The organism is Candidatus Cloacimonadota bacterium (assembly GCA_020532085.1).
In the GTDB taxonomy this organism is placed as follows: Bacteria; Cloacimonadota; Cloacimonadia; order Cloacimonadales; family Cloacimonadaceae; genus Syntrophosphaera.
Genome location: JAJBAV010000012.1, coordinates 26,814 through 38,897, shown reverse-complemented (window position 1 = coordinate 38,897; position 12,084 = coordinate 26,814). Strand labels below are relative to the sequence as shown.

16 protein-coding genes are annotated in these 12,084 nt (G+C 56.9%); 15 read left to right on the top strand and 1 reads right to left on the bottom strand.

Annotated features, from left to right (window positions below; genetic code table 11):
* Positions 1 to 91: 91 nt before the first annotated feature.
* Positions 92 to 1,612, bottom strand: a complete 1,521-nt coding sequence (locus LHW45_04695) for an SEL1-like repeat protein (protein MCB5284873.1) — start codon at positions 1,610 to 1,612, stop codon at positions 92 to 94.
* Positions 1,613 to 1,770: 158 nt separating this feature from the next.
* Between LHW45_04695 and rpsP the strand changes: the two genes are divergently transcribed.
* The 15 genes from rpsP (at position 1,771) to LHW45_04620 (ending at position 12,057) form a co-directional block, all read left to right on the top strand.
* The gene (gene rpsP / locus LHW45_04690) at positions 1,771 to 2,091 is read left to right on the top strand and encodes a 30S ribosomal protein S16 (protein MCB5284872.1); all 321 of its coding nucleotides are present in this window, start codon (positions 1,771 to 1,773) and stop codon (positions 2,089 to 2,091) included.
* Entirely contained in the window at positions 2,075 to 2,305 is a 231-nt protein-coding gene (locus tag LHW45_04685; protein MCB5284871.1) for a KH domain-containing protein, read from the top strand. Before rpsP ends, LHW45_04685 begins: the two co-directional genes overlap by 17 nt.
* Positions 2,306 to 2,815: a hypothetical protein gene (locus LHW45_04680; protein ID MCB5284870.1), complete on the top strand. Its 510-nt coding sequence runs from the start codon at positions 2,306 to 2,308 to the stop codon at positions 2,813 to 2,815.
* A complete protein-coding gene (gene trmD, locus LHW45_04675; protein ID MCB5284869.1) occupies positions 2,812 to 3,495 on the top strand; it encodes a tRNA (guanosine(37)-N1)-methyltransferase TrmD in 684 nt (227 codons plus the stop codon). Before LHW45_04680 ends, trmD begins: the two co-directional genes overlap by 4 nt.
* Positions 3,492 to 4,148: an RNA methyltransferase gene (locus LHW45_04670; GenBank protein ID MCB5284868.1), complete on the top strand. Its 657-nt coding sequence runs from the start codon at positions 3,492 to 3,494 to the stop codon at positions 4,146 to 4,148. The genes trmD and LHW45_04670 overlap by 4 nt, the downstream gene beginning before the upstream one ends.
* Positions 4,060 to 4,413, top strand: a complete 354-nt coding sequence (gene rplS, locus LHW45_04665; GenBank protein ID MCB5284867.1) for a 50S ribosomal protein L19 — start codon at positions 4,060 to 4,062, stop codon at positions 4,411 to 4,413. The genes LHW45_04670 and rplS overlap by 89 nt, the downstream gene beginning before the upstream one ends.
* Positions 4,414 to 4,502: 89 nt before the next feature.
* On the top strand, positions 4,503 to 4,976 hold the full coding sequence (locus LHW45_04660) for a methylated-DNA--[protein]-cysteine S-methyltransferase (protein ID MCB5284866.1): 474 nt from the start codon (positions 4,503 to 4,505) through the stop codon (positions 4,974 to 4,976).
* Positions 4,973 to 5,356 carry a holo-ACP synthase gene (locus LHW45_04655; protein MCB5284865.1) on the top strand — a complete coding sequence of 128 codons (384 nt, stop codon included), beginning with the start codon at positions 4,973 to 4,975 and terminating at the stop codon, positions 5,354 to 5,356. The genes LHW45_04660 and LHW45_04655 overlap by 4 nt, the downstream gene beginning before the upstream one ends.
* 46 nt (positions 5,357 to 5,402) lie before the next feature.
* On the top strand, positions 5,403 to 6,038 hold the full coding sequence (locus tag LHW45_04650; protein ID MCB5284864.1) for a nucleoside monophosphate kinase: 636 nt from the start codon (positions 5,403 to 5,405) through the stop codon (positions 6,036 to 6,038).
* Between the two features lie 6 nt (positions 6,039 to 6,044).
* Positions 6,045 to 7,733: a TrkH family potassium uptake protein gene (locus LHW45_04645; GenBank protein MCB5284863.1), complete on the top strand. Its 1,689-nt coding sequence runs from the start codon at positions 6,045 to 6,047 to the stop codon at positions 7,731 to 7,733.
* 10 nt (positions 7,734 to 7,743) lie between these two features.
* Positions 7,744 to 8,454, top strand: a complete 711-nt coding sequence (locus LHW45_04640) for a TrkA family potassium uptake protein (protein ID MCB5284862.1) — start codon at positions 7,744 to 7,746, stop codon at positions 8,452 to 8,454.
* Entirely contained in the window at positions 8,451 to 9,191 is a 741-nt protein-coding gene (locus tag LHW45_04635) for a hypothetical protein (GenBank protein MCB5284861.1), read from the top strand. Before LHW45_04640 ends, LHW45_04635 begins: the two co-directional genes overlap by 4 nt.
* Positions 9,184 to 10,215: an RluA family pseudouridine synthase gene (locus LHW45_04630; protein MCB5284860.1), complete on the top strand. Its 1,032-nt coding sequence runs from the start codon at positions 9,184 to 9,186 to the stop codon at positions 10,213 to 10,215. The genes LHW45_04635 and LHW45_04630 overlap by 8 nt, the downstream gene beginning before the upstream one ends.
* Positions 10,216 to 10,217: 2 nt before the next feature.
* Entirely contained in the window at positions 10,218 to 11,441 is a 1,224-nt protein-coding gene (locus LHW45_04625; protein ID MCB5284859.1) for a bifunctional 3,4-dihydroxy-2-butanone-4-phosphate synthase/GTP cyclohydrolase II, read from the top strand.
* A gap of 37 nt (positions 11,442 to 11,478) precedes the next feature.
* Complete coding sequence (locus LHW45_04620; GenBank protein MCB5284858.1) at positions 11,479 to 12,057, top strand: hypothetical protein; 579 nt, start codon at positions 11,479 to 11,481, stop codon at positions 12,055 to 12,057.
* The last annotated feature ends 27 nt before the right edge of the window (positions 12,058 to 12,084 follow it).

Below are 12,084 nucleotides of genomic sequence, written 5' to 3'. Positions count from 1 at the left end.
CCCGCCTCTCAGGCGGGCATTAGGCGGGTGGCTGGCCGGAGAGTGAACTTCGGGGCTTAAGCTGGCTTGGTGACCCCATCCGGGGCTGACTTTAGTTGTGGGGATGGGAGGTCCACATCCCCAGGCCGTGTTCTTCGAACCAGACGTCCGTCCGGCTATAGACCAAGGCTTTCTGTTCCCCCGAGAGTACCTGGTTCAGATTATTCCAGTTTCTCCCGCCTTGATCGCTGCCAAGCGCGCTGGAGAGCACGAACCAGTACAGGGCTTCCAGACTATCCCGCTCCACTCCGCGGCCGTAAAGATAGCACTCCCCGAGTTTGTTCTGGGCTTCCGGATGTGTTTGCATAGCGGAGAGCCGATATAGGTAGAAAGCGCGTTCAAGGTCCAGTGTTACCACTTTTCCACTTTCATACATGGTGCCCAGCCAATAACGCGCTTCGCTGGAACCTGCCGCCGCTCCTGAAGACAGCCATCTGAGGGATTCCGGGGGATTCGGCCAGGTACCTTGGCCTTTCAGATACATCAGGCCGAGATAGCCCTGAGCCTGCGGGTGGCCTTGTTCCGCGGCCAGCTTGAAGTAACGGAAGGCCTCCACGCGCTGGACACCGATACCTTTGCCGTGATAATAGCAAAAAGCCAGGCCATACTGACCAGGCGGGAAAGTCAATTCCGCCGCCCGTCTGAACCATTCCACGGCTTCCTTCTGGTTGGCCTTGATCCCTTCGCCGCCGCATTGCAGATAGTATCCCAGCTGATAGCATGCCTCGGGCAGGTTCTGTTCCGCCGCCAGGCGATAGAGGCGCAGGGCTTCTGGCAAATTCATGTGTAGGCCCCGGCCTTTGGCCTGGCACTCAGCCAGTCTGAACTGCCCCCAGCTGTAATCTTGTTCCGCCGCGAGAGTGAACAAGCGGACCGCCTCTTCCTCGTTTTTCGATACTCCCGCGCCTTCCAGACAGCAGACCCCGAGATTCACCTGGGCGGGTGGATGGCCCTGTTCCGCTGAACGGCTGAACCACTTTGCTGCCTTCGCCACATCCGGCTTGAAGCCAATTCCCTCTTTGTAGCAATGGCCGAGAGTGTTCTGAGCTCCGGGATCGCCTTCCGAGGCAGCCTGGCGCAGGTATTCCAGTGCCCCGCTAACATCAGGTTCATCCTGTTCCAGCAATCTCACCCCGATGATGCCAAGAGCTCTGGGCTCACCTGCGGCAACAGCTTTTTGGTACCACTTGAGGGCAAGATCGGCATCGGCGCGGGTGCCAATGCCTTTCCGATAAAGATCTCCGAGCGCCGTCATCGCCTTGGGTACACCGGCGGCAGCGGCCAGATGAAACCTGTAAAACGCCTGCTTTTCATTTTTGCCCACACCCCGGCCATGGAGGTAACAAAGCCCCAAATAATACTGCGCCTCGTTCACTCCCCCGTCCTTGGCCTGGCGGAACAGCTTGACCGCCAGGGCGGGATCCTGCTCCCCGGCTCCAACCTGATACAGGTTCAGGGCTTGTTCAAAAAGCTGATCAGCGGTAGCCGCGGATCCAAGAGCCAGACTGGCGGACCAACAGTTAACGGCCACAAGACAGATCAGACAAGCCGGCATGATCAAAAAAGTGCGCATTGCATACCTCCCACGCAGCGAATATTCCCCTATTTGCGGAAAGCAATAATGTCAAGCAAAAACTGCGTTTCTGACCAAGAGAAATCGCTTGACGAAAAAGGGACTTACAAAAAGAGTGGCACAAAATAGACTAATCTTATTGATAAAAGCAAGGAGAAATAATGGTCAAGCTGAGACTGAGAAGGATGGGAGCGAACGACCAGCCCTTTTACCGCATCGTGGCAATGGACTCCCGTGTGAGCCGTGACGGCAAATACATAGAGAGCATAGGCTGGTATGATCCCAAGCCCAATCCTTCCAAAATCCAGATCGAAAAAGATCGCGCCCTGTACTGGCTTGGAGTCGGCGCGCAACCAAGCGACACCGTGCGTTCGCTACTGCGCAAGGCCGGCGTCCTGCAGATCCAGCACGAGCAGAAAATAGAAAGCAGAAAAGCAGCTGAAAACACACAAGAGGTAACAAATGAAGGAACTGATTGAGTTCATGGTCAAGGCCCTGGTTGACGACCCCAGCGAAGTCAACATCACAGAGATCCAAGGCGACAAGATCACTCTTTACGAGCTTCGCGTTTCCAAAACAGACATTGGCAAGGTGATCGGCAAGAGAGGCCGCACCGCGGGCGCCATCCGCACCATCATCAATGCTGTCAGCACCAAACAGGGGAAGAGAGCCGAGCTCGAGATCATCGAGTAGATGAAGGTTTCGGACCTGACTGCCATCGGCCGGTTGGGCGGGATCGACGCGGACGGTTTTTACCAGGTGATGGTGAAGCCGCGTTACCGCAAGATTCTGGCCGAGACGAGCGAAATTTTTCTGATCTTTAACAGCGATAGAGTGTTTTTCGTAACCATTAGTGATAGAGACATATCCGATCGTAAGCTGCGGCTGAAATTTGCCGAGGATGGCATCGCCGAGGAACGCAAACTGCACCACGAGGTGATCCTGGCGTTGCATCCCGAGGAAGACGAAGCCGAAGAACCGGAAGAACTTATGGGCTACACGGTTGTTTTCCAGGACCGCGAGGTCGGCCAGGTAACGGATTATTTCCACAACAACGCGCAATACGTGCTGGTGCTTACCGCTCCCGACGGAGCGGAGCTCATGATCCCGCTGGTGGACCATTTTGTCAGCGAGATCATACCGGATCCCGGCGTGATTGTGCTGATCAACGCCGAGAGCCTGCTGGCGACGGACGCCAAATGAAGATCGACGTCCTTACCCTGTTTCCGGAAGCGTTTACCAGCATTCTGGACAGCAGCATGATCGCCCGCGCCAGAGCCGGCAAGGCTTTGGAGGTGGAGTTCACCGACTTCCGCGCCTACAGTGGAAACAAATACAAACAGGTGGACGACTACGCCTTTGGCGGATTCGCCGGCATGGTGCTGCGCGCCGAGCCGGTCTATCAGGCCATCGCCGCATTGGTGAAGGACAGCTGGGCCCCGGTGGTTTATTTCACCCCCCAGGGGCGCAAACTCGATCAGGCGGTGCTGGAGTATTATTCCAGCCTGCCGCGCGTGATCCTGCTCTGCGGCCACTACAAGGAAACCGACCAGCGCCTGCGCGATCTGGCCGTTTGCGACGAACTCTCCCTGGGAGATTACGTCCTTTCCGGCGGCGAGATCCCCGCCCTGGCTTTCATCGATGGCGTGGCCAGGCTGTTGCCCGGTGTTTTGGGCGACATCTCTTCGGCCACCAGCGATTCCTTCAGCACAGGCCGCGGGGAACTGGGATTTCCCTGTTACACCCGGCCCGTGAATTGGATGGGGCAGAGCGTCCCGCCGGTGCTGCGCGAAGGCAATCACGCCAGGATCGCAGCCTGGGCCGAGGACAGCGCGAAACAGCTGACGCGGGTGAGGCGGCCAGACCTGAAGCGGGGCGAATGAGCGCCCTGTACATCGCCCTGGCGCATCACCCTGTGCTCAATAAAGCCGGCGAGACCGTTACCACGTCCATCAGCAACCTGGACATACACGACATTGCCCGGGCCGCCGAGACCTACGGAGTGAAGGCTTATTACATCGTGCATGCCGACCCCCGTCAGCAAGAGCTGCTGGAAACCATCAGAACTTTCTGGCAGGAACCGGGACTGCCCTACAATCCACAGCGCAGCCAGGCCCTGGCGCGGATTCGCACCAGCGCAACGATCGATATGATGATAAACGAGATTACAACGCAGGAAGAAAAGCGTCCGCTCATCGTTACCACGACAGCGCGGAAGCTGCGAGATCAGATATCCTTTGGCTATCTGAAGACTCTGACCCTAAACAACCGGCCGGTTTTGCTGATCTTTGGCACCGGCCATGGCTTATGCGATGAAGTTCATCAAGCGGCGGACCACATTCTCGAGCCGGTCACCGGTTCCGGGGATTACAACCATCTGTCCGTCCGCAGTGCCGTGAGCGTCGTATTGGACCGCCTTTCTTCCGAGTACATATATGGGAGGAACCATGGATATTCTGCACACAGTTGGCAGAGACCAAATCAGAACCGACTTTCCCGAATTTCGCCCCGGCGACACGGTGAAGGTCCATTATAAAATCAAAGAAGGTGCCAAGGAACGCATACAGGTGTTCCAGGGGATCGTGATCCAGAAACGCGGATCGGGTATCTCCAAATCCTTCACGGTTCGAAAAATATCGAACGGCGTTGGCGTGGAACGTATTTTCCCGCAGAATTCGCCGAACATCGACAAGCTTGAGATCGTCCGCTTCGGCCAGGTGCGCAGGGCCAAACTCTTTTACCTGCGCCAGGCCAAAGGCAAGGCGGGCCGCATCAAGGAACGCAGGCGTTTCACTGCCTAGTTGCGAAACACTATCCCTCAGAGCCCCAGACTCGTTTCAGAGAACGGGGCTCTCGTTTTTTCAAGCAGTTTGAACATCCGAGGTAAAGCATGGCTGAACAGCAAATTGGCTACGTTGAATGGGAGGCATGGGGCCTGGAACTGGTGATGGAGCGCGGGACGCTCCGCAAGCTCTTGTTTGTGGACAAAGGCAGAGCTGCAGAAGCCCCGGAGCCAGAAATGGCCGTAGCCCGCCTGCAGCTGTTGGCCTATCTGCGGGGAAGCGCCAAGGGCTTTACGCTGGAGCTGGAGCCCAAGGGCACCAGGTTTCAGCAAGATGTGTGGAAAGCCCTGCGGGAGATACCTTACGGTGAAACCCTCAGCTACAAACAGCTCGCGGAAAGCATCGGCCGCCCCATGGCCTGCCGGGCCGTGGGCCAGGCTGCCCACAGAAACCCTCTGCCCATCCTGATCCCCTGCCACCGTTTGGTGGGCGCCGACGGCTCTCTCACCGGCTATGCCGGCGGTATCGAATTGAAGCGGCGCTTGCTGGATTTGGAACGCCAAAACCAGGAGCAAAAATGATAGTGGGGATCGGCACCGACATCGTTCGGGTGGAGCGTGTGCGCAGGTTGCTGGAGCGCTATCCAAACTTCATTGAACGTGTATTCTGCGCTGGTGAGATCGCCCATTGCCGGGGCAAAGCCAGTCCGGCTCAATCTTTCGCGGCCCGCTTCGCGGCCAAGGAAGCGGTGATGAAGGCTTTGGGCACCGGCTGGGACGGCAGGGTGAACTGGCAGGACATCGAGGTGGTGACAGACGCAAGCGGCAACCCCGGCATCATTCTCCACGGCGGGGCAGGTGAACGTTTGACCAGCCTGGCCGCGGACAGTATCCACCTTTCGCTGACGCACGAAAAGGAATACGCGCTGGCCTTCGTGGTGCTGGAACGGCAGAAAGCTTGACAGCTTGTGAGTGTTTGAATAATTTGCCAAAACTGAGGTGATTTGTATGCAATGTTTCGTATTCTTCGGCATCCAGGGCAGTGGGAAAGGCACACAGGCAGAGCTTTTGAGCGCCAGCCTGCAGTTTCAGCACATCAACATTGGTGACCTCTTCCGCGAGCAGATATCGCGTGAAACCCCGCTGGGCCTGCAGGTGCGGGAGATCATCAGCCGCGGTGAACTGGTTCCGGACGAACTGGTGTTCGAGATCGTGGACAGATCATTGCTGCCGGATCGCCGGGGGATCATCTTCGACGGCTTTCCGCGCACGTTGGTGCAGGCTGATTATCTGGTGCGGCACTTTGAGGTGAGGCAGGTCTTTTTCCTGGAACTGGCAGAAGCAGTCGCCATCGCCAGGATCTCCTCACGCCGGATCTGCCGCAGTTGTGGACAAAACTACAATCTGGTGAGCGATCCCCCCCGCGAGGTAAATGTATGTGACGCCTGCGGAGGTGAACTGGTCATTCGCAATGACGACAAACCCGAAGCGATCTCCCGCCGGTTGAAAGAGTTTTATGATCAGACCCTGGCCCTGAAGGAATTTTTTGCCGGGCGCAGCCTGCTCTCGGTGGTGGATGCAGGCCAGGAGATCGAAGCGGTGGCCGGGGAGATCCTGGAAATTGTGGGATCGCTGCCCTGCTGAGCGAACATGCGTAGAATCCTGAAGCTGATCCTGGGACAGGTGGAAGCGGTGGCTTATCTGCTGGCCGTATGGAGTCTGCTGGCTCTTTTTCTGGAACCTTTGATCAGCTACTATTCAGACTATCAGCGGGTGCAAAGCATCACGGCCTGGGCCAATCTGCTCTTGCTGGCTTTGGCCATCCTGCACCGGCTGCTGCTACGGGAAGGCCACGGCACCCAGAAAGTGGTGATCTTCGACCTGATCATGCTGGGGGTGGGGTTGCTTCTGATGGCCTACAATCCCAGGTTCGTGATCTTTTTCCTGCTGATCCGGCAGACATATTTCATTTTGGATTTCATACTTTTCCGATTCTCCCGGGGCAGGGTTTACAAATGGCTGGCCGGCAATCCGCCGGTGACCGTGATGCTGAGTTTCATGGTGGTGATCTTCATTGGCACCATCCTGCTGATGCTGCCTGTGGCCTCCACGCAGAACAGAGTGACACCCTTCGTGGACGCTCTTTTCACCTCCACCTCGGCCACCTGCGTTACCGGCCTGATCGTTTATGATACTCCCACCTACTTCAGCCAGTTCGGCCAGATCGTGATCCTGCTGCTCATCCAGATCGGCGGTCTGGGCATCATGACCGTATCCACCGCCTTCGCTCTGCTGATGGGCAGAAACATAGACCTGAAGCTGAAGAACGTGATGAGCCAGGTGGTGGGCGGCACCAACAGGATCAACCTGGCCCAGCTGTTGAAAAACATCCTGCTGGTGACCGGCGTGATCGAACTGCTGGGGGCCTTGCTGCTATTCAGCAGATTCTATCATCACCATTCTTTGGCCCGCGCGCTTTACCTTTCCGTTTTCCACTCTGTATCTGCCTTTTGCAACGCGGGTTTCGCTCTGTTTTCAGACAACCTGGCCGGCTACCGTGACAACGCGATAGTGAGCCTCACTGTACCGCTGCTCATCATTTTGGGCGGCTTGGGATTCACCGTCATCATCGACCTCTTCCGCTATTTCTTCAAGGGCGGCCAGGTGCGGAAGCTGAGCCTGCACAGCAAGATAGTGCTGGTGACCACCGGTTTTCTCATCCTGGGTGGCATGATCGCTTTCTTTGTGATGGAATACGCCGGCACGATGCAGGGTTTCGGCATCCATCAGCGCATGCTGAGTTCGTTCTTCCAGTCGGTGACCACGCGCACAGCCGGATTCAACACCCTTGATTTCGGTGCCATGGGTAAAGCGGCCCTGCTGGTGAGCATGATCCTCATGTTCATCGGCGCGTCGCCTGGCTCCACCGGCGGCGGGATCAAAACCACCACCTTTTCCGTGCTGGGGCTCACGATGATTTCGCTGCTGAAGGGCAGAAAAGAGATCAGCGTGTTCAAGCGGCGCGTCCCCTCCGGCAATTTCCGGGAAGCGGCTGGCCTGGTCTTCCTCTCAGCCTCTCTCGTATTTTTCATAGTGTTGATGCTGCTGCTGGTGGAACCTTTTTCTTTTGAAAAGATCGTGTTCGAAGCGCTCTCCGCCTTCGGCACGGTGGGCCTTTCCACGGGGATCACTTCTTCGCTTTCCCCGCTGGGCAGAATAATGATCACCCTCCTGATGTATGTGGGCAGGATCGGTCCCCTGACCATGATCTACGCCTTCGCGATCAGAAGCAGGAAAACCAATATCAACTATGCCGAGGAAACTATAGCCATCGGCTAAGGGAAACATTATGGCACGATACGCGGTAATCGGACTGGGGCGTTTTGGCATGACCGTGGCCACCATCCTGGCAGAAAACGGGATGGACGTTCTGGCCATCGACAAGAACCAGGAACTGGTGGATCAGATCAGCGGCAAGGTCGCGCAGGCGGTGTGCATGGATTCCACGGATGAAAACACCCTGCGGGACATGAATCTGAACGAAGTTGACGCCGTGATCATGGCCATCGGCAGCAACATCCAGGAATCCATCCTCAGCTGCGCGATCCTCAAAAAGATCGGTGTGGGCATCATCTACGCCAAGATAGAAAACCACCTGCACGGCCGCATCCTTGAACTGATAGGCGTAAAACGCACCATCCTGCCGGAAGAGACGGTGGGATCGCAGCTGGCGAACACCCTGATCTCGAAGCACATCCTGGAATACTACAACCTCACCAGCGGCCACGTGGTGATCGAACTGGTGGCGCCTCAGGAATTTGTGGGTAAAACCCTGCAGGAATTGGCCTTGCCCACCGGACGCGGGATCAATGTGATCGCCATCAAATACAACTACCTCGCGGTGACTGATGAAGGCAAAAACATTGTGGAACAGCGGCTGAACGACATGCCCGGCGCCAACGACACCATCAACGAAGGTGACGTGCTGATGCTGATGGGCAGAAAAGAAGCCATCGACCGCCTGATCCGCGATGTGGCCAACCGGAAGGACCTGTTATGAAAAAGTCCCTGATCAAACGTTATCACCTCGCTCTGGCGATCCTGCTGGGGCTGGTGCTGCTGGAAACGGTGGTCATGCTGGTGATCCTTGGCCGCAGCCGCGACTTGAACTCGCTCGTGAACGATCTGCAGACCACCTTGATTGTTTCGGTGCTGGTGATCTTCATTTACACGATCGTGATCTACAACCTGATTCCGGTGATGCTGAAGAGGTCGCTGGGACACACGGGCAAGATCGTATCCGAGATCGCCCATGGCAACTACGAGATCGATATCGACGGCGAGATCGCCGCCAATGCCGACGACAAGGACATGCAGAGCCTGCTGGAAGGCATCAAATCGATGCTGCGCAGCATCCACGGTTTCGACCAGGCCAAGGAAAACAAGATCTACGAGCACGACCAGCGCATCAAACAGCTTATCAACATCCTGCCCCTGGGTGTGGTGATCGCCCTCAACAACGGCGACATCAGCTACTGCAACGACGCCCTGCGCCGCCGCTATCCCCTGCTCAACGAAAGCAGGAACATCCGCGAGCTGAATCTCAAAAGCGATTTCGACCAGCGGATCTTCCAAAAGATATTCGACTCGCTTCGCCAAGGCGACAACCTATACGACAACAGGATCCCGGACACCAGTTACCAGCGGCAGGTGCTGCTGAACGGATCGATCGTGCGCAATGGCAAAGGAGAATCGATCGGCGGAGTTTACACTCTGGCCTTCACGGAGCATGCGTAACAGGATCAAGGTCGTTTACGACAGGGAAGACAGCATCAGGCTGGACAAGTATCTGGTGGACCTGCGGGTTCAGGAACTATACAGCCGCAGCTTCATCGAGAAGCTGATCGAGGAAGACCGCGTGCTGGTGAACAACATCCCGGTGAAAAAGAGTTTTTTGCTCAGCAATGGCGATGTGGTGGACGTTTCACTTCCAGATTTGGAAACCAGCGAGGTGGTGCCGCAGAACATACCCCTGGACGTGGTTTATGAGGACGACGACCTGGCTGTGATCAACAAACCGGCCGGCATGATCGTGCATCCTGGCTACGGAGCTTCCGACCAGACGCTGGTGAACGCCATCCTGTTCCGCTGGCGGGAAGACCTTTCCAGCGGGCGCGAGGCCAACCGTCCCGGCATCGTGCACCGGCTCGATCGCGGCACCTCGGGGCTGATGATCATTGCTAAGAACGATCCCGTGCAGAGAGCGCTTAACGACATGTTTGCCCGCCGCCAGGTGAAAAAGACCTATCTGGCCATCACCTGCGGGATTCCGGACCCTGCCGAGGACATCATCGAAAGCAACATCGGCCGCAGCCTCAGCAATCCGCGCAAGATGTGCGTGACGCCGGAAGGGCGCTGGTCGCTTACCAGATACAAAGTGATCAAGTATTTCCACTGCTTTTCGCTGGTGAAGGTGGCGCTGGAAACAGGACGGATGCATCAGATCAGGGTGCATTTCGCGGAACGCAACCTGCCCCTGCTGGGCGACCTGCTCTACAATACGCGCCGGCAGGTGCATTCCATCGTTCCGGAAAACCTCAAGCGCAAGGTGACGGAACTGCTCACCACGCATCTCATGCGCCAGGCCCTCCACGCCTGGAGGCTGCAGTTTGTGCAGCCAATTTCCGGCAGGCCCCTGGACATCAGGGTGGATCCACCACAGGATTTTTGTTATGCCCTGGCCTGGCTGGAGAATTATTTTGGCATTGACACGGATACCCGGGATTTATTCTCGATCCTGGGCGACAACGAAGAATGGTAAAAATGACTGAATTAAAAGAAAATACACCTTTCTGCCCCATTGCTGAGGCCATCAGGACCATAGCGGAAGGCGGAATGCTGATCGTGGTGGACGATGAGAACCGCGAAAATGAAGGCGATCTGCTGATGGCAGCGGATGCCGTGACTCCCGCCCGGGTGAATTTCATGATCTCCCAAGGCAAAGGCTTGCTCTGCGTGCCCATGGAGGCCGAAGCACTGAACCGCCTGGACCTGCCTCTGATGACCAGGCACAGCACCGACCGCCACGGCACCAAGTTCACCATTCCGGTGGACGTGAAGGAAGGCACCACCACAGGTATTTCCGCTTCCGAGCGGGCGAAGACCATTCTCGCCCTGGCCTCACCCGGCAGCCGGGCCGAGGATTTCATGCGGCCGGGCCACATCTTTCCCCTCTGGGCCGAAACCGGAGGCGTGCTCAAACGGGCCGGGCACACAGAGGCCGCGGTGGATCTGGCCAAGCTGGCTGGCCGGGCTCCGGTGGGCGCGATCTGCGAGATCATCCGCGAAGACGGAGAAATGGCCCGCCTCGACGATTTGATCCCCTTTGCCGCCAAACACGGGCTCAAGATCATCACCATCGCCGAGCTCATCCGCTACCGCCGCCACCGCGAAAAGCTGGTGGAATGCGTTTCCCAAGCCAAGCTGCCCACTCCCTACGGCGATTTCGACATCCTCACCTACGTGAGCACGGTGTCCGACGAATATCACCTTGCCCTTGTAATGGGGGAGATCAAAGCGGAAGAGGAAGTGCTGGTGCGCGTGCATTCTGAATGCCTCACCGGCGACGCTCTGCATTCCCTGCGCTGCGACTGCGGCGAACAGCTAAAACGTTCATTTGAGCTGATCTCCGAGGCAGGCACCGGCGTGATCCTCTACATGCGCCAGGAAGGGAGGGGCATTGGTCTGGTGAACAAGCTGCGGGCTTACCATCTTCAAGACGAGGGCTTGGATACCGTGGAAGCCAATCTGGACCTCGGTTTTCCCGCCGACCTGCGCGATTACGGGATCGGCGCGCAGATCCTCAAGGACCTTGGCCTGAAAAAGATCCGCCTGCTCACCAACAACCCCAAGAAGATCGTTGGTCTGCAGGGATACGGACTGCAGATCACCCAGCGGGTGCCGATCGAGATCCCCGCCCGCGAAACCAACCTGGAGTATCTGCAAACCAAGAAGAACAAGATGGGGCATATCCTGAACCATGTTTAAACCAAGATTTTTTGCGTCTCTGGACTGAGGAGGTCCGATGCTGTTTCTAAAATCTTTGCTGTTCATAGTGCTCAACGTCGGTGTTGGCCTGCTGCTGGTCTATTTTGCCAAGTGGTTTCTGTTCAATCCCACCCAGCGCAAGATCTTTGGACTTCGAAATCCCCTCACGCCGGGCTTTCTGGTCCGCAAACGGGACTGGTTGTTCAACAAAGCCCGCGACCTGTTGCACGATTATCTGGAGCAAGCCGGCGACCCCGCTGCCAGTTCCGGATACCTTTACACCCTGGAAGAGCAGGTGCGGCAGAAGGTGTGGGAGCAAACCGCCTTCGTGGACGACTGGCCGCTGCTGCCCGGAGGATTGAAGGAAAAGCTCCGCAACGCGGTTTCCAACGCCGTGCGCGGCCTTGCCGACAAGATCCTGCGCAAAACCGTGCCCCACTTGCTGGAGCAGTGGCGGGTGGAACACCGCATCGACGATTATGACGAGCAGTTCAAACTGGAATTTTTCTACAAGTACTTCCGCCAATATCTCTACGTGCCCCTGCTAAAAATTGTGGGAGGCATCAACCTGGTCTTTGGGATCATGAACATGGTCCTCTACCTGATCTTGGCCTGAGGCGCCGGCGGAGTTATATTGTCTGTG

What these genes read in the sequence shown, in the direction of transcription:
- LHW45_04695 (MCB5284873.1), bottom strand. Translation starts at nt 1,612, where the DNA reads ATGCGCACTTTTTTGATCATGCCGGCTTGTCTGATCTGTCTTGTGGCC.
- LHW45_04685 (MCB5284871.1), top strand. Translation starts at nt 2,075, where the DNA reads ATGAAGGAACTGATTGAGTTCATGGTCAAGGCCCTGGTTGACGACCCC.
- LHW45_04680 (MCB5284870.1), top strand. Translation starts at nt 2,306, where the DNA reads ATGAAGGTTTCGGACCTGACTGCCATCGGCCGGTTGGGCGGGATCGAC.
- trmD (MCB5284869.1), top strand. Translation starts at nt 2,812, where the DNA reads ATGAAGATCGACGTCCTTACCCTGTTTCCGGAAGCGTTTACCAGCATT.
- LHW45_04670 (MCB5284868.1), top strand. Translation starts at nt 3,492, where the DNA reads ATGAGCGCCCTGTACATCGCCCTGGCGCATCACCCTGTGCTCAATAAA.
- rplS (MCB5284867.1), top strand. Translation starts at nt 4,060, where the DNA reads ATGGATATTCTGCACACAGTTGGCAGAGACCAAATCAGAACCGACTTT.
- LHW45_04660 (MCB5284866.1), top strand. Translation starts at nt 4,503, where the DNA reads ATGGCTGAACAGCAAATTGGCTACGTTGAATGGGAGGCATGGGGCCTG.
- LHW45_04655 (MCB5284865.1), top strand. Translation starts at nt 4,973, where the DNA reads ATGATAGTGGGGATCGGCACCGACATCGTTCGGGTGGAGCGTGTGCGC.
- LHW45_04650 (MCB5284864.1), top strand. Translation starts at nt 5,403, where the DNA reads ATGCAATGTTTCGTATTCTTCGGCATCCAGGGCAGTGGGAAAGGCACA.
- LHW45_04645 (MCB5284863.1), top strand. Translation starts at nt 6,045, where the DNA reads ATGCGTAGAATCCTGAAGCTGATCCTGGGACAGGTGGAAGCGGTGGCT.
- LHW45_04640 (MCB5284862.1), top strand. Translation starts at nt 7,744, where the DNA reads ATGGCACGATACGCGGTAATCGGACTGGGGCGTTTTGGCATGACCGTG.
- LHW45_04635 (MCB5284861.1), top strand. Translation starts at nt 8,451, where the DNA reads ATGAAAAAGTCCCTGATCAAACGTTATCACCTCGCTCTGGCGATCCTG.
- LHW45_04630 (MCB5284860.1), top strand. Translation starts at nt 9,184, where the DNA reads ATGCGTAACAGGATCAAGGTCGTTTACGACAGGGAAGACAGCATCAGG.
- LHW45_04625 (MCB5284859.1), top strand. Translation starts at nt 10,218, where the DNA reads ATGACTGAATTAAAAGAAAATACACCTTTCTGCCCCATTGCTGAGGCC.
- LHW45_04620 (MCB5284858.1), top strand. Translation starts at nt 11,479, where the DNA reads ATGCTGTTTCTAAAATCTTTGCTGTTCATAGTGCTCAACGTCGGTGTT.